We start from the raw sequence: 23,555 nt of genomic DNA on the forward strand, positions 1-23,555 counted from the left end.
ATTTATGACTGCCAAATCAATCAATAATTTCTATATAAACGAGCAGCAATCTATTTATCTGCTCTCTCACCACGACGCAAAAAAGCATAGGCAGTGGCTAAATATATGTAAGAAGCAATTGCAGTTACTGGGTTATAGCAATGTTGAAGAAATTGGCTCAGGTGCTTTTGGATTTGTTTTCGCAGGTATTGGTGAAGACGAGCAGGAATGGGTGTTTAAGTTTTCTCGAATTACCCTTGCTCAAAGTGTCAGAGATAGGCTTGAAGACGAAGCCTATATGCTATCGCAAATAAACAACCCCATGGTACCTAAATTTTTTGCTTTTGAACGGGTAAAAAAACAAGGTATTTTGATGATGGCTCGAGCAAAAGGAGAAGATTTAGAAAAAATCTCACTTAAACGAGGCCGTTTCTCAGTTCAAGACATCATGAGCTTAGCGTTAAAACTCAGAAATGTATTACTTGACTTGCGCAGACATAAAAATGGTTTAAGCCCTCAACCTATTGTCCACGGTGATATCAAACCCTCTAATATTGTTTGGGATGTTGATACTGATGAGTTCTCTCTAGTTGATTGGGGCAGCTCTGTCTATGCGCAGATTGACGAATACGGAGAAGTTGTTGCCAGCAACATCATGGACTTAATGTCAGCAGATTTATCGAGTACCAATGCCCGCATGGGCGATGTGTATTTTATTGGTGATGAACAAATGTCAGGTATGCAGTCATCGCCGCGATTCGATGAACAAGGTGTTGCATCAACACTCTATGCATTGGCCAGTGCACAATCTTGCCGTTTTGGCGTGGGTGTTATTCCAGCTGCAAGCCTAGGGTTACCTCAGGAGTTTGCGACAGTCATAGACAATATGCTGTCAAAGGACAAAAAGTTAAGAGATGCGGCAGGAGAATACTTTATCCGCAATATGCCAAGTATGGCCAAAGTTTACTTGCCTAAACTAGATAACAAAACAGTCAAAGCGAACATTCCATTTTGGGTTAATGAATTTGAATTTGAACCAGACACAGTTGTTTACAGTTCTCGCAAAGAGTTCTTACGAAGAGCAGACCATAATCAACAACTGCTTGATGTTAACGATGCGCAACTAGATAGATATTATAAAGAATTTTTGTTCGATACCGGAGATACTGAAAAAGCCTTTTTAGCGTCAATCAGTCGTCTTGCAAAATTCCCTGTTGTTGGTGGTTTAAGTTTTCATTGGCGAGAAGAAAATTTACATATCGAATCTAGTCTAATATTGCACGATGAATCTTTACATAAAGCATTTACTGATTCTATTAACTCAACCGTAATGTTAGCACAAGGCATTACCCAAAAAGGTTTGTTCAAATGTTGCTTATTCGATGCAAGGCAAACAATTCAGTTAGAAAGAGACAGCACGGGGGCGTTTATTTTCGAAGTATTACCTCAGTTACATTACTCGGTTGTTGATACCAGTAGCCAAGAAATTACCCGTCCTCATAGTTACTTCGAAGATGGTAAAGATCCAGATGAACAACTTCAACTCCCGAAAAGCATTATTCAATGTGTTTTCGAACTTAATAAAATTCACCATACAGGGTGTATCATTTTCGAGTCTTTAGAAAATCGCCTTAAAATTCACCATTACTATAGACTTTTAGACGCATCAAAAGAAATAAAATTTAAGGCACTTTTAGAAGAGATTATGCAGTACGCCTTATGTATAGACAACTTTGGTGTTGCAGGATTTATGAAGTTACCTTACAAGAATACCCGTGAATTTGATTTATGCCAGAGCCAGCCAACAAACTTCTATCCAAGAAACCCTAAAGCACTAAATAATTCACTATAAGATATTACGAAAGGCGTATTGAAGATTAAAGCATATTGATCAAAGCTAAAGACTTGTTGAGCTTTGTGTTAAATAAATAATATCTTTAAAAGGTATACAGGTCTTATTTCAATCCCAGAGGTGCGCTATGGAAAAGCAACAACGACAAGATATTTTAACCTTAAGCTGGTCGATTCATGACCAAGTTGAAGAAGCTATCAGGATACACCCTGCAAGTCGTGCAGATGATAATTGGCAAGAAAAGCAACGTTTGCTTATGGCTGATATGGCATTACATTTATTGCAAACTGCATTAAAGCCGGGTGAGTTGCAAAAAGAAAAGTTAGTAAATAATTTAAATGCAATTCTGACGTTGAGCGATGACTATATAGAAAATGTGGATTTAAGAAAGGTGTCGGACTCTTTATATGAAACACATAAATAAACCTGTCTTCAGTAAGATAAATATCCGGCCTGATATCGCCGGATATTTATTGAGTTTATTCTTTATAGCTCTTCTGGGCGGTATGTTTTCATCATGATGTAAACATAAGCATTAATAAATGCAGTTTCTTGATATTTCTTAAGCCCAGTTTCTTCAAAGTCGATTGGTAAAGGGTTACGCTTCAATTGTTCTTTGATTTCAGTTGCAGATAAAATTTTAACATCCACATCTTTTATTAATTGAATGGCAGCTTCGATTTTAAAACCTGTCGCACTACCTGCAAACTTACCTTTTGGTGCACGTTGCTTTATTGCAACAGAGTCAATTTGGTAATCTTCTAATAATTTTGCAAAATCAAATTGGAATTTGCGCATATCTTCAGTGTCTTGGCCAACTTGACCAAGGGTAAAGCGTGTTTGTCGTACATCACGAATATCAAAAACGTCTTCTTCTTTTGTCAGCAAGCATAAAAGTACTTCACTGCCTGTGATTTCAACACCACATGTTCTCATAATCTTTCCAATATATTGAAACTAGTTAGTAATTATAACGGTGAGACGAATAAACCTAAAGCTTAAACTGATAAATCAATCATGATGGCCGCATGATCTGAATAACGAATATCTTCTCCGTCTCTTTGTGTAGTTAAGTGTCCATCAAAAGTAGCATAGTTTAATTTTTTAATTACACAGTTATCATGAACAGGATCGAAGTGTTGAGACAGTAAAATATAATCTAATACATTACCTTTACCACGATAAAAGTGTGTTGCTGGTTTCTGTTTTCCTTCCATTGCTTGTTGTGAAAGAGTGTAACTATCAATTAAGCCACTTTCTGACGGAACGTCTTTGAACGAATGATCATTAGCAATATTAAAAGGTAACAAGCTGGCATGTTCAAGGTTATGATTAAAGTCACCCAAAACAACAACAGGCATATTTTGATTATTGGTCATCACATCATGCATGATTATTGAGGCCTCTAAAGAGCGATCTTGACTGTTTCTAAGTAATGCAAAAGATTGTTCGTAGTAGTGACGAAGGTTTGGCTCTGCATTGATTTGCTCGAATAGGCTGCCATCAGTGATAAGACGCTGTGATTTTAAATGGACCACATAAAAACTGACAAAGCCTACATCTGGCAGGTTTATATTGCACTTGATTGGTGTCCGATTAAAACCAAAAGGTGTTTGATGACCAAAGTAATCCAGTAAGTCCTTATTTGGCAGCAGACAATTTAAAGATTCAATTGGATATTTAGAAGCGATTGCAACAACCGGTGAATACAGTACATCGGGTTTTAACGCTTCATGTTTTACAGCCGAAACGGCAGAGAAATAGGGAAGGCCTTGCTCTTTGCAAATCTCTTCTAGATCTTTAACTGAAAATACTTCTTGAAAGGCAATTACTGTTGGTGACATATGAGCCAACAATTCAGAAATAAATAAAGTTTTAGATTGCCACTGGCTGTGTGTGTAGCCTTCGAATTCGGAATAAAAACGATAAGGCGGCGCTGCAAAATTAAGCAAGTTTAACGTAGCAATTTTTATAGATTTTTGTTCTGACATTTAAAATTTCATTTATTCATCAATTTGCAGGTTTAATTTTAGTCTTTCCCTTGAATTTAGTCACTGTGGAGGCCAAAATAAGCATTCGCTTAAAATCCTTAGTTAACTTAGTCAATAAGTTCATCAATGCTTATTCGTAAAAGCGTTGTAAAAGGTACTCACTTTTTAAATTTTAATACACGTGATACTTGGTAGGTGTCACCACTGTAAATAGGAATTATCATGCCTGTAATTACGCTTCCTGACGGCAGTCAGCGTGCTTTCGAAAATCCAGTAACAACATTAGAAGTAGCTCAAGATATCGGTCCTGGTCTTGCAAAGGCAACCATCGCTGGCCGAGTGAATGGTGAAAGAGTTGATGCATGTGATTTAATCACTGAAGATTCAAACTTACAAATCATCACAGCAAAAGATGAAGACGGCTTAGAAATTATCCGTCACTCATGCGCGCACTTAATTGGTCATGCAATTAAACAGCTTTTCCCCGATGTAAAAATGGCGATTGGTCCAACTATCGACAATGGCTTTTACTACGACATCGATTTAGATCGTTCATTAACACAAGAAGATCTAGATGCAATTGAAAAACGCATGCTTGAGCTTGCTAAAACTAATTATGACGTTGTCAAGAAAACAGTCACTTGGCAAGAAGCAAGAGACACCTTTGAAGCACGCGGTGAAACTTACAAAATTGAAATCCTAGACGAAAATATTTCGAAGGATGACAAACCAGGTCTATATCATCACGAAGAATACGTAGACATGTGTCGTGGTCCTCACGTGCCAAATATGAAGTTCTGCCAACACTTCAAGATCATGAAAGTAGCTGGCGCGTATTGGCGTGGTAACTCTGATAACAAGATGCTACAGCGTATTTACGGCACAGCTTGGGCTGATAAGAAACAACTTAAAGCTTATTTGAAGCGTCTTGAAGAAGCTGAAAAACGTGATCACCGTAAAATTGGTAAAGCGTTAGACTTATGGCACTGGCAAGAAGAAGCGCCGGGCATGGTATTCTGGCACAATGATGGTTGGACAGTTTATAAGACTGTAGAAGACTATATGCGTGATCAATTGGTTAAGTTTGGTTACGAAGAAGTGCGAGCACCTTTAATTCTTGACGTAAGTATGTGGGAAAAATCTGGTCACTGGGACAAATACGGAGATATGATTTTCTCAACTGAATCAGAAAAACGTACTTACGCAGTAAAACCAATGAACTGTCCAGGTCACTTACAAATCTTTAATCAAGGTCTTAAATCTTATCGTGATCTTCCATATAGAATGGCTGAGTTTGGTTTAGTTCACCGAAATGAGCCATCAGGTTCATTGCATGGTTTGATGCGTGTTCGTTCGTTTACACAGGATGATGCACACGTATTCTGTACTGAAGAACAAATTCTGCAAGAAGTGTCAGCATGTATCGAAATGGTATTTGACACATACAAGACATTTGGTTTCGACGAGATTGATATCAAACTTTCAACAAGACCTGAACAACGTGTAGGTTCTGACGAAATTTGGGATAAAGCTGAAAAAGCACTTGAAGAAGCACTTGAAGCTAATAATCTTAAATTCGAACTTCAACCTGGTGAAGGCGCATTCTATGGTCCAAAGATTGAGTTTACTCTTCATGACTGCTTAGGTCGTGCGTGGCAATGTGGTACAATTCAGCTTGATTTCTCTATGCCGGGACGTCTTGGTGCAACCTATGTTGGCGAAGATGGCGAAAGAAAAACACCAGTCATGATCCACCGTGCAATTTTAGGTTCATTAGAACGCTTCATCGGCATCCTAACTGAAGAATATGCAGGTCTTTTCCCAACTTGGTTAGCACCAAAGCAAGTGGTGATTATGAATATCACCGATAAACAAGCTGATTATGTACAAGAAATTGTGCAAAAATTAAATAAACTTGGAATTAGAGCCTGTGCTGACTTGAGAAATGAGAAGATTGGCTTTAAAATTCGCGAGCATACTTTAAAACGTATCCCGTACTTACTTGTTGTTGGCGACAAAGAAGTTGAACAGCAAGAAGTTGCGGTTAGAACACGCAAAGGTGAAGATCTTGGCAAGTTCTCGGTTGATGACTTTATCGCAAAGGTAAGCGAAGAGATTAAAGACCGTAAATAAAATTATGGCGTGTGGCTAACAAAAATATATTAAGCTACACGCTTTATCTTTTGATTTTTTGGAGGATCGTACCATTAGAGGCGGCAAAAAAGGGCAACCAACAGCTCAAAAACAACATCGTATTAACGAAGAAATCACAGCGAGAGAAGTTCGCTTAACAGGCGTTGAAGGCCAGGAACCAAGCATTGTTTCGTTAAGAGAAGCTCAAGCTATTGCTGATGAACTAGGTGTAGATTTAGTAGAAATTAGTCCAAATGCTGAACCGCCTGTTTGTAAGGTGATGGATTACGGTAAGTTCCTTTTCGAAAAAGCAAAAGTACAAAAAGAACAAAAGAAAAAGCAGAAGCAGATCCAAATTAAAGAGATCAAGTTCCGTCCTGGTACTGATTCTGGTGACTACAACGTTAAACTACGCAACCTAAGAAAATTCTTAGAGGGTGGAGACAAAGCAAAAGTTACTATTCGCTTCCGCGGCCGTGAAATGGCTCACCAAGACATTGGTCTAGATTTATTAAATCGTGTTAAAGCTGATTTGGAAGACATCGCAACAGTAGAATCTTTCCCAAATCGTGTAGAAGGTCGTCAAATGATTATGATGTTGGCGCCTATTGCTAAAAAAGCATAAACACGGCATAATACGCTCCGATTTTGGACTAGGTCACAAATGCTTCGGCTACCTAGTTCAACTGGTCTGTAAAAAGTAGATTAATTTCTCGCCAGAACATAGGTTGTAATAAGGCTCTACAAGTGGTCTATCCCGCCTTGTTACATTGATTAGCGCAATACATTTGGAGTTATTGCAATGGCTTACAAGCTAAAAACACACAGAGGCGCAGCTAAGCGTTTCAAAAAGACTGCTTCAGGCGGTTACAAGCGTAAACAATCGCATCTTCGTCACATTCTGACTAAGAAATCTTCAAAGCGTAAACTACACCTTCGTGCTAAGTCTATGGTTCATAAGAATGACCTAGGCCTAATCGATCGTATGTTACCATTCGCTTAATAGAGGATATCAGAAATGGCAAGAGTTAAACGCGGTGTTATCGCACGTGCACGTCACAAAAAAGTATTAAAGCAAGCTAAAGGTTACTACGGAGCACGTTCACGTGTTTACCGCGTAGCGTTCCAAGCTGTAACTAAAGCAGGTCAATACGCTTACCGTGACCGTCGTGCTAAGAAACGTACTTTCCGTCAATTATGGATTGCACGTATCAACGCAGCTTCACGTCAGAATGGCCTTTCTTACAGCCGTTTCATCAATGGCCTTAAAAAGTCATCTGTTGAGATCGATCGTAAGATCCTAGCTGATATCGCAGTATACGACCAAGTAGCTTTCGCAGCATTAGTTGCTAAAGCAAAAGAAGGTCTAGCTGCTTAATAAGTCTTGAACTTATTTATTTAAAAGGAGCCAATGGCTCCTTTTTTAGTTTTAACGATTCTTTATTAAAATTTTATCAAGCAATCTAGTACTTAATATTCTTCTCATCACGCCCATGAAATAGGTTGGGAATGTCACGTAGTAGCGCGGCTTAGGTTTTTCTGCATTCATAGCATGTAAAAGTTTTTCAAGAACAGCTTCAGGGCCTAGGGTAAATTTTTGTGGTGCAGTTTGGCTTTCTAGACGGTTTAGCTGTGCGCGATAATTATCATTATGTGCACTTTCTTCAATACTGATATTTTTTATAAACGCTTGTTTTGCATTATCTCTAAATTTAGAAGCGATCGGTCCTGGTTCAATTAAGCTAATGTGAATATTTGTATCTGCTAATTCCATTCGTAATGTATCAGTCAACCCTTCTAACGCAAACTTACTAGCATTGTAAGCACCTCGATAAGGCAGAGCTACAAAACCTAACACGGATGAATTGTGAATAATTCGACCATGTCCTGTTGATCGCATATGTTTAATTGCCAAATTTGTGAGATGATGCCAAGAAAAAAAGTTGACTTCAAATTGTGCGCGTAATGTATCTGTTTGTAAATCTTCTACTGCGCCGGGTTGTCCATAAGCGCCATTGTTAAACAATACCTCTAAATGCCCATCACATATATCGAGTGCTGTTTTAAAGCCTTCCTCTATACTCTTCTGATCAGCTAGATCTAATTTAATACAGGTTAAACCTTCTTCTGATAGTCGGGCAACATCTTCATTTTTACGGCAACTGGCTATGACTTTAAAACCGGATTTATGTAGCTCTTTTGCGCAGTGATAACCGATGCCGGTAGAGCAGCCCGTGATCAAGATTGATTTCATTTTGTTATTTCGCTGTATTAAAGTAGATAAAAAATGCCAAATATGTCATTTGCTGCATTTTTTTGTTGAATCACCGCACATTCTAAATTGGTTTGTAAAAGATTGATATAATTCATCTAACTTATAAATTATTAATGAGTCTTTTACATGTTTGCAAACGTTATAATGTTATCCACTGTGTTGAGTATGAATGGTCATTTACCACCATTAATACCTTGGCAAGGGAAAAGTTTGCAGCTAATTCAAAGTTCTGGTCCTTTAACAACTGACTTTGAACTAAGTGGTGGTGAAGTATCGCCAACTTATGAAGAGACAATGAAATTCGTTGATAGATTGATTGCGGCAAACCAAACCCAGTTCAGCAGCATATCAATTGGTGAAAGTTTTGGTCAGCGTGAAATCAAAATGATTGTTGCTAGTGAAAATGGTCAATTTTCTTCAAACATGATCAAAAGCAATGGCAAGCCGACAATCTTAATTCAAGCTGGTATTCATTCTGGTGAAATTGATGGTAAAGATGCTGGCTTTATGTTGCTAAGAGATATCGCAACGGGCAAAAGAAGAGATCTGCTAACGAAAGTAAATATACTTTTTATACCAATCTTAAATGTTGATGGCCATGAGCGTCGAAGCGAGTTTAATCGAATTAACCAGCGTGGCCCAATTAAGATGGGTTTCAGAACGAATGGCAACAACTTAAATCTCAATCGTGATTACACTAAGTTAGATACACCAGAGGTTAAGGCTGTATTGAAGGTAATTAATGAATTTGAACCAGATTTGTATGTAGACGTTCATGTCACAGATGGTGCAGATTACCAATACGATGTTACTTATGGCTACACACCTGCATTCGCAAGTGAATCACCACAAATTGCAACTGTGTTAGCTGAAAAGTTTCAGCCTCATATTGATAAAACATTAGCAAAATACGACCATATTCCTGGTCCACTTGTATTTGTAATGGATAAAAGAGAATTTAAGAGTGGCTTAGCAGGTTGGATTGCGGGACCGCGTTTTTCAAATGGCTGGGGAGACCTTGCTAATGTGCCAACGATTTTAGTAGAAAATCACTCACTTAAACCCTATAAGCAACGTGTACTTGGTACCTATGTATTTTTAGATGGCGCAATAGATGCTTTGTCAATTCATTTTCAAGCTCTTGAAAGTGCAGTTAAAAAAGAGCAGGAAACGCCAGAACGTCTGGTGCTTAATAGAAAATATGCAACAGATCCTGACTTTATCAGCTTCAAAGGGATTAAATATAAGCGATTTAACAGTGCGCTTTCTGGGCAACAAGAGGTTAAGTATCTTGGAGAGCCAGAGCACTACGAGAAGCTACCAATCTATTGGAAAAAAGAGGTTGTTTCTGAAGTTGATGTTCCTGATGCATTTTATATACCTCAGTCATATAGCTTCATAGCAGATAAATTATCAATACACGGTATCAATGTTGAAACAGTCACTTCTTCTGATTTAATTTCTAACTTAAAACTTGCAACAGTAAATGAGTATTCTTTTGATAAAACACCTTTTGAGGGGCATTTTAGAGTGACAGCTCAGTTCGCTTATAGCGACATTGAACAAAAAAATTTAGAAGGGTGGTATAAAGTAACGACTCAACAAGCAAGGGGCAAGTTGGCAACTCATTTACTGCACCCTGAAGCCCCAGACTCTTTTTTCTCATGGGGAAGTTTTCATACAATATTCCAACGAACAGAATATGTTGAAAATTATGCATTAGTACCTTATGCCCGTTCAATGTTAAAAGATAACCCTAAACTTGCGCTAGAATTTGATAAGAAGTTAAGAGAAGACAAAAAGTTTGAATCAGATCATAAAGCACGTTTAAATTGGTTGTATTCAAAAACGCCATATTTTGATCAAGGCTACTTAAAATACCCAATTTTAATACAATATAAACCAGAGCAAAAAGAAGTAGAGAAGTAATCAGTGAAAGTCGTTACCAAGCCTGTCACTGCATTTATGCAAAATACGCGTTTCATTACTTGTGAAGAAACTGGCGATACAGCAATACTCGACCCCGGTGGAGATGCACATTTATTATTAGAGCACATAGCTAGTAATAATCTCACAGTTAAGTGTATTTTGTTAACTCATGGTCATCTAGATCATGTTGGTGCAAGTGTAGAAATAGCAAGCAAACTTGATATTCAAATTATTGGTCCAACCGAAGATGAACGTTTTTGGTTTGATGCTTTGCCGATGCAATCGCAAATGTTTGGATTTGACCCTCACGAAGTGTTTTACCCTGATCGTTGGTTAGAACATGGTGAAGTCTTTAATTTAGGAAATTTAAACTTTGAAGTCAGACATTGCCCAGGGCATACCCCTGGCCACATTGTTTTTTATGAGGCCAGTAAACAAGCTTTATTTGTAGGTGATGTTTTATTTAAAGGCTCAGTTGGCAGAACTGACTTTCCGAAAGGAAACAGTGAACAATTAAAAACGTCAATCAAAACACAGCTTTTTACTTTACCAGATGACGTTGAAGTTTTTTCTGGGCATGGACCAAATACTTCAATTGGTTATGAGAAGGCGCATAATCCTTTTATGAGTGGCCGATTCGGTTAAAACGAACTAAAATTTAATCTAATAAAGAGAATAGAATTCTCAAAATTTTAAGAGAACGTATTAAATATGTCTTTAAATCAAGTTGACAGACAAATATTGGCTTTAATCCAACAGGATGCAAGTTTATCAACAGCAGAGATTGCAGATAAAGTAGGTCTTTCACAATCACCATGTTGGCGCAGAATTGCAAAGCTAGAGCAAGATGGCTATATCAAAGGTAAAGTCGCATTGTTAGATGACAAAAAGCTGGGCTTCGATATGTTGGTTTACGCTAACGTTAGGTTGTCTAACCATGGGCGCAATAATCTTGCGGAGTTTGAAGAGCTAATTTTAAGCTATGACGAAGTGACAGAATGTTACACCATGGCCGGCACTATGGACTTCATGCTTAGAATCATTTCAAAAGGCATCGATGGCTACGAGCGATTTGTTCGTGATAATTTATTGAATTTGGAATATGTTCAAGAAGTACATTCAAATGTAACTATGACGTGTGTAAAGAGAACAACTGCTTTACCACTTTAAAACCTCTGTAACGTATTTCGACTATACTTATCTGATGTAGTCAGTTTGTTAAAAGCGCTGGATTTCGCTATAATCCAGCGCTTTTCTGTTCATAATTATTATAAATACACATCTAACACATCGAGGAAATGAATGTTTAATCTGATAGGCAAAGCACCAAGCTCTGCTAAAAACGATATCCTTTCCGGCTTAACCGTTGCATTAGCACTGGTACCTGAAGCTGTTGCATTCGCATTTGTTGCGCATGTTGATCCCTTAGTTGGCCTGTATGCGGCCTTTATCGTCGGCTTAATTACCTCTATTTTTGGTGGTCGTCCAGGCATGATCTCTGGTGCAACGGGTGCGTTAGCTGTTGTTATGGTGAGCTTGGTCATTGAGCACGGTGTCGAATACTTATTTGCTACTGTCTTATTAATGGGTGTGCTGCAAATATTGGCGGGCATATTTAAGCTCGGCAAATTTATTAGAATGGTTCCACACCCAGTGATGTTGGGTTTCGTAAATGGTTTGGCAATTGTTATCTTCTTAGCCCAATTAGGGCAGTTCAAAGTAATGGACGGCAATGGTCAACTTCAATGGATGCAAGGTTCAGAGCTATATGTGATGGGTGGTCTTGTTGCTTTAACGATGGCTATCATTCATTTCTTACCTAAACTTACAACAGCGATTCCTTCATCACTTGCGGCTATTTTGGTAGTGACAGGACTAGTTATTGGTTTAGAACTAGAATCTCGCACTGTACTTGATTACTTAAAAGACATGTCAGGTGATTTGAATGCAACAATTGCAGGCGGATTCCCTGAGTTCCATATCCCGGCTGTACCGTTTAATTTTGAAACTTTCAAAATTATCTTCCCTTATGCATTAGTGTTAGCTGCGATTGGTCTGATTGAATCGCTTCTAACTTTAACATTAATTGATGAAATCACTGAAACACGCGGTAACTCAAATAAAGAATGTATCGGCCAAGGTGCCGCAAACGTTACATGTGGTGTATTTGGTGCAATGGGTGGTTGTGCAATGATTGGTCAATCAATGATAAATATTAATTCTGGTGGGCGAAGCCGTTTATCAGGGATAACAGCGGCTATATTGTTACTTTGCTTTATTCTATTCGCTGCAAGCCTAATTGAAATGATCCCATTAGCTGCACTAGTCGGTGTGATGTTTATGGTTGTTTTAGGAACTTTTGAATGGTCTAGCTTTAGATTAATGAAAAGAATTCCAAAGACAGATGCATTTGTGATAGTGCTTGTGTCTGGTGTTACCGTTATTACTGACCTTGCGGTTGCTGTTTGTGTTGGTGTGATTGTCTCTGCGCTTGTATTTGCTTGGGAGCATGCAAAACATATTTACACCAATAATTATATTGATGAAGAGGGTTCAAAGGTATACGAACTTCATGGACCGTTATTCTTTGGTTCGGTTAAAAACTTTGCTGAGCTGTTCGACATTAATAACGATCCAGATGATGTAATCATTGAATTTAAATATAGTCGTGTCGCAGACCATAGTGCAATCGAAGCCATTGATAGCTTGGCAGAACGTTATAAAAAAGCAGGTAAGAAAGTACATTTGCGTCATTTAAGTCCTGACTGTATTCAATTACTTAATAAGGCTAAAGATTTAGTTGAAGTTAATGTTATCGAAGACCCAAATTATAAGGTTGCTTCGGACAAGCTTGCATAAAAATCTAAAGATAATAGATAAAGGGGCACTTTTTTGTGCCCTTTTTCTTTGCGGTAAGCCGATGAAATTATGAGATTGGTAGCAGTGCGACACAATGATGCATTACGTATAATTTAGGCATTAATTAGGAGTTATATAATCCGTTGAAATGGCAAGCTTTAGTCGATAATCGACAACGATTCTTTTGGGTGCTTCAAATTGCAGGCTGGATTGGCTATGCATTGGTCAATTATATTGGCTCAAAAGTTTTCGAAATGAGAGATATATATGTATTCGTCATTGTATTAAATGCCTATGCTGGGTGTTTAATGACAGTGCCGTTACGTTACCTCTATAGAATTATATGGAACTCTAAACCTTGGGTTTTGATCGTTGTTGTTTTTAGTGCTTCATACATTACCGGTACCCTTTGGTCAGTCATTCAAAAATTCAACTTGTGGGAGATATACCGTCATGGTTACAGACCCACTGAATGGTTTTATTATTTCCAGCAAGGCTTAGATTCTGTATATATCATTCTCTGTTGGAGCGGCCTGTACTTTGGTATTAAATACTATCAGTTATTGCAAAGTGAGCGTCAAAAAGCACTGAAAGCAAACACTATGGCGCACGAAGCGCAATTAAAAATGCTAAGGTATCAGCTAAATCCTCACTTTTTGTTTAACACACTTAACGCCATTTCTACACTGATACTTGTTGAAGAAAATAAAGATGCCAATCAGATGGTATCTAGGCTCAGTGACTTCCTTCGTTATACACTCAATACTGATCCCATAAAGAAAGTACCATTAGAACAAGAAATTCATGCTTTAAACTTATATCTAGAAATCGAAAAAGTACGTTTTGATGAACGACTATCAATTGATGTTAGCATGACAGAAGAAGCGAAACATGCGCTAGTACCAAGCCTATTGTTACAACCATTAATCGAAAACTCAATCAAATATGCCATCGCTCATATGACCGAAGGCGGTAAGTTAGAGATAAAGGCGCAAGTCTTTGCCAATGAATTATTATTAGAAGTAGGGGACAATGGACCCGGCGCTGAAATAGAAAATGGCAAATTATTGAATGCGTCAGGAGTGGGTATTGCCAACACTCAAGATAGGCTTAAAACTTTATACGAAAATAATTACTCGTTTGCTCTATCACATAACACACCAAACGGGCTAAAAGTAAATATTCGCGTTCCATACGAGAAGGCAGAAAGTAATGAGTAGAATTAAAACATTAATCGTTGATGACGAACCATTAGCAAGAAAAGGCCTTGCTGTACGTTTAAAAGAATTTGAACAATTAGAAGTAGTAGATTTATGCCCTACAGGCGAACAAGCCATTCAAGCTTGCAATGAAAACGACATTGATTTGCTATTTTTAGATATTCAAATGCCTGGAATGAATGGTTTTGAAGTTGCCAAAACGCTCAGTGAAAAGCCAGGTCCGATGCCTGCTGTTGTGTTTGTAACGGCGTTCGATCAATATGCGGTGCAAGCATTTGAGATCCATGCCCTCGATTATATTTTAAAACCCGTTGATGACAACCGATTAGAACAGGCGGTGGATAAAGTGCAAAGCTATTTAAAAACACAACAAGATAACGCTCATAAAAAGAAACTAGCTAGTTTCGTTGCTGGTATTACAGGTAATAACTGTGAAGAAATCTTGAAAAAATTAGCAACAGGTGATTCGTTAGAAGACAAAAAATACCCTGAATCTTTGGCTGTGAAAGAGCAGGGTGAAATAATTCGTGTCACTACCTCTTCAATTCAGTGGGTTGATGCTGCTGGTGATTATATGTGTCTGCACTGCAATGATGGAAAAACGCATATTCTTCGTAAAACAATGAAAGAGCTTGAACAAGAACTGGACCCTGCGTTATTTGTGCGTGTTCACCGTTCAGCAATTGTGAATACTAAACAGATTAGCAAATTAGTTACACAGACAAGTGGCGAGTATTTATTAGTACTAGACAACGGGCAAGAGTTAAAAGTGAGTCGCAGTTATAGAGATAAAGTAAAAGCAGCACTGGCGAGTTAATTTTTATTCTTTGCACTAAGAAAAAGAGCAGCTTTTAGGCTGCTCATTTTTTCAAATTAATACCGAGTTTATACAGTAATTATCTTCATTGTATTAGTTGCACCCACGGTTTCCATCTTGTCACCGTGTGTAAGAATAACGGTATCACCTTTTTCAAGTGAGCCACGTTCAACGAGTGTATCTAGTGCGTCTTTGATCATACATTCTTGATCATGTTTAGTTGAATCAAAGTATACTGGGTATACACCACGGTATAACGCTGTTTGACCTAGAGTAGAAGCATGACGAGACAATGAGTAAATAGGGTGACCAGAGCTAATACGTGACATTAGCTTTGCTGTTTTACCTGACTCAGTTAGCGTTACGATTGCTTTCACGCTGTCTAGATGGTTTGCCGCATACATAGCAGATAATGCGAGTGTCTCTGAGGTGTCTGAGAACATGCTGTCTAAACGATGTTTTGAAATATGAGCTTCAGGTTGTGATTCAGCGCCTAAACATACACGCGCCATCGTCGCTACCGTTTCTTCAGGGTAATCACCTGCAGCAGTTTCTGCAGAAAGCATAACTGCATCTGTGCCATCTAATACTGCGTTCGCCACGTCCATGACTTCTGCACGTGTTGGCATTGGATTATCAATCATTGATTCCATCATTTGGGTCGCGGTTACAACAGTACGGTTTAAAGAACGAGCACGACTGATAATTAACTTTTGCTTGCCAACTAAAGCTGCATCACCAATCTCAACTCCTAAATCACCACGTGCAACCATCACTGCGTCAGAAGCAAGAACGATATCATCAATAGCTTCAACGGTTTCTACGGCTTCAGCACGCTCGATTTTTGCAAGAAGTTGAGCGTTAGAACCGGCTTTTTCAGCAAGTGAACGCACATAACGCATATCGTCGCCACTGCGCGGGAATGAAACAGCAATATAGTCAACACCAATTTCGGCTGCAGTAATTAAGTCTTCTTCGTCTTTTTCAGTGAATGCTGGTGCAGTTAAACCACCCCCTAAACGGTTAATACCTTTGTTATTTGATAACACACCACCGACTTTAACTGTGGTATGAACAAGTGCACCGTCTACCGAGTCAACAACAAGCTGAATTAAGCCGTCATTTAAAAGAAGTAGGTCGTCTGGTTTTACGTCTTGAGGTAGTTCTTTATAATCGATACCAACAGCCTCAACAGTACCTTCACCTTTAGCCATTTCAGCATCAAGAATAAATTTAGCGCCAACTTCAAGGTTTACTTTACCATCTTTAAAAGTAGACACACGGATCTTAGGGCCTTGAAGGTCAGCTAGGATTGCAACATGTTTGTTAAGTTTGGTTGCTATATCTCTTACAGCTTGTGCTCTGTCTTTATGATCTTGAGCAACGCCGTGAGAAAAGTTTAGGCGAACTACGTTTGCACCCGCTTTTATGATTTTTTCTAAGTTGTTATCGCGGTCAGTTGCAGGTCCAAGGGTTGCTACAATTTTTGTGCGTCTAAGCATCAGGTTCTCCTGTAGGCCTATTTAGATAGGTAGATATTAATGAATGCGAAATAAAACCAACAAATTTAAGCAAAGATAGCTCAATATTTGATTAAAAACGCATTAGGTGTTGAAAGAATTTGCATTAACTCTTTTTAACACCGTAATTAAGTTATATGATCTATATGACATCATTATGACACCGGTGTCAGGATGCGTCAATCACAAGATTCTGGTGTCTTTATATACAAATGAATCAAAAGAAACCAAGAGGGTATGGTGCTAAACCATGTTTCTTGGAGATTCTTTAACCCCATATAAAGTTTGTTTGTATAAAAGATTTAAATAGTAGTAATTGGTATCTTACAAAGCTAAGACATATAATAAGCTACTCAAGTATTGCTCAAATTAGTTGTTACCGAGGAGGAACTTAATGCAAGTTGCATTAGTTGGTTTAGGTGTAATGGGTAAAAACCTTGCACTAAATCTCATTGAACAGGGTTTAACGTTAGTTGCCTACGACAGAAACCCGGACGCAGGTGCTGAACTTTTAAGCTGTGCTCAGTCACTTGGCTTAGCTGAACGCTTGCACATTGTTTCTGACCTTGGTGATATGATCCGCCGCTTAGAAACACCTCGTTCAATTTTACTACTTGTTCCTGCCGGTGAGTTAGTAGACAGAGTGTGTTCTGATCTAGTAGAAGCGGGTGTAGATAAAGACGATATCATCATTGATTGCGGTAACAGTAATTATAAAGACGGTATTGCACGAAAACTTAAATATCAAAATAAATTTGAGTTCGCGACCATGGGGATCTCAGGTGGTGCAGAGGGTGCACGTCACGGACCTGCGATGATGGCTAGTGGTTCAGAAGGCGGCTGGGAACGAATTATTCCTTGGTTCGAAAAAGTAGCAGCAAGCTATAACGGGGATTCTTGTTTCGCTCGTGTTGGTCAGTCTGCTTCTGGTCACTTTGTAAAAATGGTACACAATGGTATTGAGTATGCATTAATGCAACTGATTGCTGAAATGTACCAACTGCTTCGACATGGCACAGGTAGAACACCAAAAGAAGTCTCAGAAGTATTCAAATCTTGGTCAGAAGGTCATTTAAATAGCTACTTATTATCGATTTCAAGTCATATCCTAGAGCTTGAAACTGATAATAAAGAATCATTAGTGGACCTTATTGATAACAAAGTTGGTGCAAAAGGCACAGGTCTTTGGACTGCACAAAATGCATTAGAGTTAGGTATTGCAGTACCTTCGTTAGTTGCTGCAGTTCAAGCGCGTCACTTAACCAATACCATCGATACACATGCTGCGAAAGAAATGACTTATGCATCGCAACAAACGGCGAAAATCGATATTGATTTAGATGAGCTTAAATCAGCTTTCTATCTTGCAAGCTTGCTATGTTACCGCCAAGGTTTAGCGTTAATTAAAGGAGCTTCACGTGCACACCAGTGGAAGGTCGACCTTGGTAAAACGCTACAAACATGGCGTGCAGGTTGTATCATTAGAGCCGATTATCTGGATGATATTGCTGAAGGTGTGGAGTTTATCGATACGTTACAAGCAGAATCGCTAGCACTTCGCAAAGTATCAGGTCTTGCAGTGTCATCTGGCCTTGCGTTCCCTGTATTGAGTTCTACACAAACTTATATTGCGACACTAAGCACACCAAGTAACGGTCATCTTGTTCAAGCGCAACGTGATTACTTTGGTGAGCATGGTATTAAAACCCATTCGGGTGAAACGTGTCACCTAACAGATTTAGTCGAGATTGACGCAAAAGTCAGATAAAGTACTAGTTAAATTAAAAAAGGTCAGCGTTGCTGACCTTTTTTGTATCCAATAGATCGAGACTCAATTATTATCGAGTTAATTCACCACGTAAATTATCTTGCATAAGGTGTCTGACAGTTTCTAGTTCTAAATTCTGACTAAACAAATAATGTAGCTTAGTTAGGCACGCTTCTAACGTCATATCATAACCGCTCAACACTCCACAATTTAACAGCGCATTGCCTGTAGCATACCCACCCATATTCACTTGGCCTTGAATACATTGTGTAAGGTTTACAATCACTGTGCCATTGTCTGTGGCATTTTTAAGGATCTCAAGAAACTCAGGTTGCTGTGGGGCATTACCAACACCGAAACTAAGTAAGATTAAGCCTTTTACATCTTCGGTGATAACACTTTTGACTATTTCTGCCGAAATGCCTGGATACAAATATAGAATTGCTATTTTTTGAGACTTGACCGAAGTGACTTGCAGTGCTTGCTCAACATATGGACTTAACTTGCCCTCAATCAACTGAATATTTATACCCGATTGTGCAAGCGGAGAAAGGTTGGGAGAAGCAAAAGCATTGAAACCGTCAGCATGAGCTTTAGTTGCTCTATTTCCTCTGAAAAGCTGATTATTAAAGAATAAGCTTACTTCTGCAATCGGGTAGTTTGCTGCTAAGTACATTGCGTTAAGCAAATTAACTTGGCCGTCAGAGCGTAATTGTGAAAGCGGAATTTGTGAACCTGTGACGATGACAGGTTTAGTCAAGTTTTCAAACATGAATGATAAAGCTGAAGCCGTATAAGCCATGGTATCTGTACCATGAAGAACAACAAAACCATCGTATTGATCATATTTAGCCTTGATATCATCAGCGATTAATTGCCAATGATGAGGGGACATATCAGAAGAGTCTATTAACGGACAATATTCATGAATATCAAACAGGGGCATTTCTTCTCGGGTAAATTCGGCATTGTTTTTAACGGTTTCTGTTAAATAACCAGCAACGGGCACATAACCACGAGACGACTGTTTCATACCGATTGTACCGCCAGTATAAGCGATGTAGATTTTTTTTCTTTTCATAAAAATAAGCCCAGATATCAATCTGGGCTTATTATATTCGTAAGCTTGAATTTATGACAGAGGATTAGTAATTCACTTCACATGTTAAACAGCGTGTGTAGATGTGATTTGGGTCATTAAACTCATTAATAATATTCAGTTGCTCAACTACTTGCTCATCAAGACCACCAAATAACTTTGATAGCTTAGCCATAATGTTGTCAGACGAGCCATCTGTTTCAATCAAAGAACTAATCATTGCAGAGCCTAATAAGTCTCTTAGTAGCTGGTCTTTCTCTGATAGCGTTTGCTCTATTGTAATAACATCAAATTCTTCAAGTTGTGCAAGAGATGCCGCTGCGTTAATAGCATCTTGCTTGTCACCTAATTTATCAACTAACCCAAAGCTTTGTGCTTGAGTAGCAGTCCAAACTCGACCTTGTGCAACTTCATCAACTGCAGATTTTTCTAATCCACGCTCTTGAGCAACTAAGGAAATAAATTTGTCATACGCATTTTCAACGCCCAACTGGAATACCTGAGAGAGCTTGTCTGAAATACCTCTAGATAAAGAGATATTATTTAACTCAGTTGTTGCAACACCGTCAGAGTAGATACCCATTGAATTTAACGAATTTTCAAATGTTAAAATAGTGCCAAATACACCTATTGAGCCAGTAATAGTACTTGGTGCTGCCCATATTTCATCTGCAGACATTGCAATCCAATAACCGCCAGAAGCTGCAACAGAGCCCATAGATGCAATAATTGGTTTACCAGCTTCTTTTATGGCGAGGACTTCGTTTCGAATAATTTCTGAAGCGAACATACTGCCACCACCAGAGTCAATCCTAAGTACTACCGCTTTAACCTTTTCGTTCAAACGAGCCTTTTTTAGAAGCGCAGCTGTAGAATCTCCACCAATACGTCCTGCTTTGTGTTTACCATCTACAATATTGCCTCTTGCTACAATTACGGCGACTTTATTATCTGAAGGCATTTCAAAACTAGGTTGGTTATTTAACGATTCAAGATATTTGTTAAAACTGATGTTCTTAAATGTTTTGCCTGAAGCATTTGTACCTACTTGTTCTATTAGTTTTGCCTGAAGCTGTTGATCAGTTTGTAATGTATCTACCCAGTTATTTTGTAATGCATATTGCGCATAATCACCATTTACAGCTTGGATTTTAGCTAAATATTGATCTGCTTTTTCATCGAAATTAGCGACTTCAAACTTACGCGCTGAGGCAATATCTGACTTGTATTGAGACCATAATTCATCTAACCATAGCTGGTTGGCTTCTTTTGCAGCAGGAGACATATCATTACGGATAAAGGGCTCTACTGCAGACTTATAAGTACCCACTCTAAATATGTGTTGAGTTACTTTCAGCTTATCGAGCGCATCTTTAAAGTAAAGCGGGTAGTTTGCAAAGCCTCTCAATTCAACGCCACCATATGGGTGAAGAGAGATTTCGTCAGCATATGAAGCTACAAAATACTGGCTTTGCGAGTAATATGCGCCATGTGCGATGACTTTTTTACCTGATTTTTTGAAGTCAACGATTGCCTGCGCAATAGCATCAAGCTTATTTAAATGAGCTCCATGTAAAGATTTCAGATTTAGTAGCAAAACTTGGATTCGCGAATCTTGAGTTGCAGAGTTGATGACATTGACGACATCATCGACCAAAATCTCTTTTGGTTGGTCATTGCTTGAGAATACTTCTCCAAAGGCGGCATCGACAGGGTCGACGTATGTTAGCTCTTCGACTAGCGAACCGTTAAGGTTTAAGTTTAAAACAGCGCCATCAGGTACGTTTATCTGTGTCTCTTGTTGCGAGATCGATAAAATAATCACAGCAAGAAGGCCGAAGAAAACTAGGTTTAATACGAGTTTTCTCGAAAAATTTATTGCGGCCCACAGGCCTTTAAAGAATTTACCTATATAAATCAAAGCTCACCTTTATTGTCTAAATCTAATCTTTTTCACTACTTTTATAATAACTGAGTTAATTTAAGAGTGTTATACCTAAAACGTAACTAAGTATTTATAAGCTTATAGAACGTACAGTTAGATTAAAATTAAGCTTTTTTAAAAGATAAACTTTGATAATTTGTTAAAAATTGCTAAGGTCACAGGAGGTACGACCAGTTTTGAGAAATTAATCAATGTTAGAAGCACCATTAGAATTAAAAAATACAAGGTTGCGAAATAGACTCGTTATGGGCTCGATGCATACGGGCTTAGAAGAAGGGTGGTCAAATAGAAAGAAATTGGCTGCTTTTTATGAAGAGCGAGCCAAAGGCGGCACAGGCTTGATAATAACAGGCGGTTACAGCCCGAATATTCGCGGTAAATTGACGCCTTTTGCATCCTCATTTAATACAACGTTTGATGTAGTAAAGCATAAAGCCTACACAGACGCAGTTCATAAGCATGACGGTAAGATTTGTCTACAACTGCTTCATGCTGGTAGATATGCATATCATCCGTTTAGCGTAGCGCCAAGTGCATTAAAGGCACCCATTACCCCATTTAAGCCTAAAGCTATGTCTATAGGCAAAATCAAAGCCACGATTAAAAGTTTCGCAAAATCAGCAAAACTTGCTGAGAAAGCAGGTTATGATGGCGTTGAAATTATGGGTTCTGAGGGTTATTTAATTAATGAATTTATGGCACCACATACTAACAAACGAAAAGACAGTTATGGTGGTAGCTTAGAGAATAGAGTAAGGCTTGCCAAAGAAATTGTAGAAGCCGTTAGAAGCCAAGTATCTGATAAATTCATGGTCATTTTCAGACTTTCTGTAATGGATTTGATTCCTGATGGTTCAACTACAAAAGAAGTAGAATATCAGGCTAAAGAGCTCGTTAAATCTGGTGTTGATATTATCAACACTGGTATTGGCTGGCATGAAGCGCGTGTACCTACAATAGCAAGCATGGTACCCGCAGGCGCTTTTAGAGAAGCATCACAAAGATTAAAAGAATGGGTAGATGTGCCAGTCATTGCAGTGAATCGCATAAATACACCTGAAATAGCAAATGACATTTTAAGTGCAAATCAGTCCGATCTAATCTCTATGGCACGTCCATTATTGGCAGACCCCGAGTTTTTTAACAAGTACCAACAGAATAAGTCAGAACAAATTAACGTTTGTATCGGCTGTAATCAGGGATGTTTAGACCATGTATTCAAAGGCCAACGAGCTACATGTTTGGTTAACCCCCAAGCTTGTTATGAGCTTGACTACCCATTACAAAAAGCTTCTAAGGAAAAAAATGTATTAGTTGTAGGTGCAGGTCCTGCAGGTTTATCAGCAGCGATATACCTAGCAAAGAAAGGTCACGCAGTAAAAATTATAGAGCGAAATAATCATGCTGGTGGTCAGTTTAATTTAGCTATGCAAGTTCCCGGTAAAGAAGATTTTAAAAAGACATTGAAATACTTTTTACAAGAGGTTGAACGATTAAACATTGAACTAGAGTTAAACTGTGAATATACACCAGATATGGACAATAATTTTGACGATATTGTGTTTGCATCTGGTGTTAAACCTCGCGTAGCAAGATTTCCATGCAAAGATGGTAAACGGGTCTATCACTATGATGAAGTTATTCGCGGTGAAGTTGAAATTGGTGATAAGGTTGCCATCTTAGGTGCTGGTGGTATTGGTTTTGATATGGTTGCATTTTTGCAAGAAAAGCCTGAACAATCGATAGAAGAGTTTAAAGCACAATGGGGCATAGAAACTGAGCAGCAGCATACCGGCCCTCAAAGGCAGCTGTATATGTTAAAGCGAAGTGAAGGTCGTTTCGGTTCAGAACTGGGCAAAACTACAGGCTGGATTCATAGACAGGTTGCGAAGCAGCATAATGTCAAACAATTATCAGAGTGTGAATATCTGGGTTTTGATTCACAAGGTTTGAAGATTAAACATAAAGGCGAAGAGCAATACCTAGATGTTGATACCGTGATTGCTTGTATTGGCCAGGTTTCTAACGACGAAATCTTTAATAAAGACGCGTTACCAGATAATCATCATGTAATTGGTGGTGCAAAACTAGCAGCCGCAATCGATGCTAAACGAGCAATTCTTGAAGCGCTTCAAGTTGCACGTAAAATTTAGCCCTTTCATAATTCC

20 protein-coding genes are annotated in these 23,555 nt (G+C 38.5%); 14 read left to right on the forward strand and 6 right to left on the reverse strand.

The features are described 5' to 3' along the window. Positions 1-4 precede the first annotated feature (4 nt). Together ABMY35_RS13100 and ABMY35_RS13105 are read left to right on the forward strand one after the other, a co-directional pair. Complete coding sequence (locus tag ABMY35_RS13100; protein ID WP_349286594.1) at positions 5-1,831, forward strand: serine/threonine protein kinase; 1,827 nt, start codon at positions 5-7, stop codon at positions 1,829-1,831. Positions 1,832-1,958: 127 nt separating this feature from the next. Then, a complete protein-coding gene (locus ABMY35_RS13105; protein ID WP_349286595.1) occupies positions 1,959-2,255 on the forward strand; it encodes a hypothetical protein in 297 nt (98 codons plus the stop codon). A gap of 62 nt (positions 2,256-2,317) precedes the next feature. Here ABMY35_RS13105 and ABMY35_RS13110 read toward each other — a convergent pair whose 3' ends face one another. Both ABMY35_RS13110 and ABMY35_RS13115 read right to left on the reverse strand, forming a co-directional pair. Next, positions 2,318-2,767 carry a DUF3010 family protein gene (locus ABMY35_RS13110; protein ID WP_058029854.1) on the reverse strand — a complete coding sequence of 150 codons (450 nt, stop codon included), beginning with the start codon at positions 2,765-2,767 and terminating at the stop codon, positions 2,318-2,320. Between the two features lie 62 nt (positions 2,768-2,829). Further along, positions 2,830-3,822, reverse strand: a complete 993-nt coding sequence (locus ABMY35_RS13115) for an endonuclease/exonuclease/phosphatase family protein (protein ID WP_349286596.1) — start codon at positions 3,820-3,822, stop codon at positions 2,830-2,832. A gap of 222 nt (positions 3,823-4,044) precedes the next feature. On the opposite strand from ABMY35_RS13115, the gene thrS reads away from it, so the two are divergent. The 4 genes from thrS to rplT all read left to right on the forward strand — a co-directional run bounded on the left by thrS (position 4,045) and on the right by rplT (position 7,333). Next, a complete protein-coding gene (thrS, locus tag ABMY35_RS13120; RefSeq protein ID WP_058029852.1) occupies positions 4,045-5,955 on the forward strand; it encodes a threonine--tRNA ligase in 1,911 nt (636 codons plus the stop codon). A gap of 58 nt (positions 5,956-6,013) precedes the next feature. After that, positions 6,014-6,580 carry a translation initiation factor IF-3 gene (infC, locus tag ABMY35_RS13125; protein WP_083496549.1) on the forward strand — a complete coding sequence of 189 codons (567 nt, stop codon included), beginning with the start codon at positions 6,014-6,016 and terminating at the stop codon, positions 6,578-6,580. Positions 6,581-6,757: 177 nt separating this feature from the next. Continuing rightward, positions 6,758-6,958: a 50S ribosomal protein L35 gene (gene rpmI / locus ABMY35_RS13130; RefSeq protein ID WP_023398350.1), complete on the forward strand. Its 201-nt coding sequence runs from the start codon at positions 6,758-6,760 to the stop codon at positions 6,956-6,958. A 15-nt stretch (positions 6,959-6,973) separates the two neighbouring features. Then, positions 6,974-7,333: a 50S ribosomal protein L20 gene (gene rplT / locus ABMY35_RS13135; RefSeq protein WP_058029851.1), complete on the forward strand. Its 360-nt coding sequence runs from the start codon at positions 6,974-6,976 to the stop codon at positions 7,331-7,333. Positions 7,334-7,384: 51 nt separating this feature from the next. Here rplT and ABMY35_RS13140 read toward each other — a convergent pair whose 3' ends face one another. After that, positions 7,385-8,209 (reverse strand): SDR family oxidoreductase, encoded by an 825-nt coding sequence (locus ABMY35_RS13140; protein WP_349286597.1) that lies wholly within the window; start codon positions 8,207-8,209, stop codon positions 7,385-7,387. Between the two features lie 147 nt (positions 8,210-8,356). On the opposite strand from ABMY35_RS13140, the gene ABMY35_RS13145 reads away from it, so the two are divergent. From ABMY35_RS13145 to ABMY35_RS13170, 6 genes are all read left to right on the forward strand, one after another. Continuing rightward, positions 8,357-10,159 carry a M14 family metallopeptidase gene (locus ABMY35_RS13145; protein ID WP_349286598.1) on the forward strand — a complete coding sequence of 601 codons (1,803 nt, stop codon included), beginning with the start codon at positions 8,357-8,359 and terminating at the stop codon, positions 10,157-10,159. 3 nt (positions 10,160-10,162) lie between these two features. Then, entirely contained in the window at positions 10,163-10,804 is a 642-nt protein-coding gene (locus ABMY35_RS13150; protein ID WP_349286599.1) for an MBL fold metallo-hydrolase, read from the forward strand. Between the two features lie 66 nt (positions 10,805-10,870). Beyond that, positions 10,871-11,329 carry an Lrp/AsnC family transcriptional regulator gene (locus ABMY35_RS13155; protein WP_058029847.1) on the forward strand — a complete coding sequence of 153 codons (459 nt, stop codon included), beginning with the start codon at positions 10,871-10,873 and terminating at the stop codon, positions 11,327-11,329. A gap of 132 nt (positions 11,330-11,461) precedes the next feature. Next, positions 11,462-13,018 (forward strand): SulP family inorganic anion transporter, encoded by a 1,557-nt coding sequence (locus tag ABMY35_RS13160; RefSeq protein ID WP_349286600.1) that lies wholly within the window; start codon positions 11,462-11,464, stop codon positions 13,016-13,018. 143 nt (positions 13,019-13,161) lie between these two features. Next, on the forward strand, positions 13,162-14,238 hold the full coding sequence (locus ABMY35_RS13165) for a histidine kinase (protein ID WP_138478749.1): 1,077 nt from the start codon (positions 13,162-13,164) through the stop codon (positions 14,236-14,238). Continuing rightward, on the forward strand, positions 14,231-15,055 hold the full coding sequence (locus ABMY35_RS13170) for a LytTR family DNA-binding domain-containing protein (RefSeq protein ID WP_349286601.1): 825 nt from the start codon (positions 14,231-14,233) through the stop codon (positions 15,053-15,055). The genes ABMY35_RS13165 and ABMY35_RS13170 overlap by 8 nt, the downstream gene beginning before the upstream one ends. A gap of 68 nt (positions 15,056-15,123) precedes the next feature. Here ABMY35_RS13170 and pyk read toward each other — a convergent pair whose 3' ends face one another. After that, complete coding sequence (gene pyk / locus ABMY35_RS13175; protein ID WP_349286602.1) at positions 15,124-16,557, reverse strand: pyruvate kinase; 1,434 nt, start codon at positions 16,555-16,557, stop codon at positions 15,124-15,126. A gap of 412 nt (positions 16,558-16,969) precedes the next feature. On the opposite strand from pyk, the gene gndA reads away from it, so the two are divergent. After that, a complete protein-coding gene (gndA, locus tag ABMY35_RS13180) occupies positions 16,970-18,343 on the forward strand; it encodes an NADP-dependent phosphogluconate dehydrogenase (protein ID WP_349286603.1) in 1,374 nt (457 codons plus the stop codon). A 70-nt stretch (positions 18,344-18,413) separates the two neighbouring features. Here the strand turns inward: gndA and ansA are convergent, their stop codons facing one another. Beyond that, positions 18,414-19,424, reverse strand: a complete 1,011-nt coding sequence (gene ansA / locus ABMY35_RS13185) for an asparaginase (protein ID WP_349286604.1) — start codon at positions 19,422-19,424, stop codon at positions 18,414-18,416. 64 nt (positions 19,425-19,488) lie between these two features. Beyond that, positions 19,489-21,363 carry a signal peptide peptidase SppA gene (sppA, locus tag ABMY35_RS13190; RefSeq protein ID WP_349286605.1) on the reverse strand — a complete coding sequence of 625 codons (1,875 nt, stop codon included), beginning with the start codon at positions 21,361-21,363 and terminating at the stop codon, positions 19,489-19,491. A 215-nt stretch (positions 21,364-21,578) separates the two neighbouring features. Here sppA and ABMY35_RS13195 point away from each other — a divergent pair, with 215 nt between their 5' ends. Continuing rightward, a complete protein-coding gene (locus tag ABMY35_RS13195) occupies positions 21,579-23,540 on the forward strand; it encodes an NADPH-dependent 2,4-dienoyl-CoA reductase (protein ID WP_349286606.1) in 1,962 nt (653 codons plus the stop codon). Positions 23,541-23,555 lie beyond the last annotated feature (15 nt).

The sequence above is a fragment of the Pseudoalteromonas sp. BZB3 genome, from assembly GCF_040104455.1.
Classification (GTDB): Bacteria; Pseudomonadota; Gammaproteobacteria; order Enterobacterales; family Alteromonadaceae; genus Pseudoalteromonas.

What these genes read in the sequence shown, in the direction of transcription:
- ABMY35_RS13170 (WP_349286601.1), top strand. Translation starts at nt 14,231, where the DNA reads ATGAGTAGAATTAAAACATTAATCGTTGATGACGAACCATTAGCAAGA.
- rpmI (WP_023398350.1), top strand. Translation starts at nt 6,758, where the DNA reads ATGGCTTACAAGCTAAAAACACACAGAGGCGCAGCTAAGCGTTTCAAA.
- pyk (WP_349286602.1), bottom strand. Translation starts at nt 16,557, where the DNA reads ATGCTTAGACGCACAAAAATTGTAGCAACCCTTGGACCTGCAACTGAC.
- ABMY35_RS13155 (WP_058029847.1), top strand. Translation starts at nt 10,871, where the DNA reads ATGTCTTTAAATCAAGTTGACAGACAAATATTGGCTTTAATCCAACAG.
- ABMY35_RS13105 (WP_349286595.1), top strand. Translation starts at nt 1,959, where the DNA reads ATGGAAAAGCAACAACGACAAGATATTTTAACCTTAAGCTGGTCGATT.
- ABMY35_RS13195 (WP_349286606.1), top strand. Translation starts at nt 21,579, where the DNA reads ATGTTAGAAGCACCATTAGAATTAAAAAATACAAGGTTGCGAAATAGA.
- ABMY35_RS13100 (WP_349286594.1), top strand. Translation starts at nt 5, where the DNA reads ATGACTGCCAAATCAATCAATAATTTCTATATAAACGAGCAGCAATCT.
- gndA (WP_349286603.1), top strand. Translation starts at nt 16,970, where the DNA reads ATGCAAGTTGCATTAGTTGGTTTAGGTGTAATGGGTAAAAACCTTGCA.
- ABMY35_RS13115 (WP_349286596.1), bottom strand. Translation starts at nt 3,822, where the DNA reads ATGTCAGAACAAAAATCTATAAAAATTGCTACGTTAAACTTGCTTAAT.
- ABMY35_RS13110 (WP_058029854.1), bottom strand. Translation starts at nt 2,767, where the DNA reads ATGAGAACATGTGGTGTTGAAATCACAGGCAGTGAAGTACTTTTATGC.
- thrS (WP_058029852.1), top strand. Translation starts at nt 4,045, where the DNA reads ATGCCTGTAATTACGCTTCCTGACGGCAGTCAGCGTGCTTTCGAAAAT.
- ABMY35_RS13160 (WP_349286600.1), top strand. Translation starts at nt 11,462, where the DNA reads ATGTTTAATCTGATAGGCAAAGCACCAAGCTCTGCTAAAAACGATATC.
- ansA (WP_349286604.1), bottom strand. Translation starts at nt 19,424, where the DNA reads ATGAAAAGAAAAAAAATCTACATCGCTTATACTGGCGGTACAATCGGT.
- ABMY35_RS13145 (WP_349286598.1), top strand. Translation starts at nt 8,357, where the DNA reads ATGTTTGCAAACGTTATAATGTTATCCACTGTGTTGAGTATGAATGGT.
- rplT (WP_058029851.1), top strand. Translation starts at nt 6,974, where the DNA reads ATGGCAAGAGTTAAACGCGGTGTTATCGCACGTGCACGTCACAAAAAA.
- ABMY35_RS13140 (WP_349286597.1), bottom strand. Translation starts at nt 8,209, where the DNA reads ATGAAATCAATCTTGATCACGGGCTGCTCTACCGGCATCGGTTATCAC.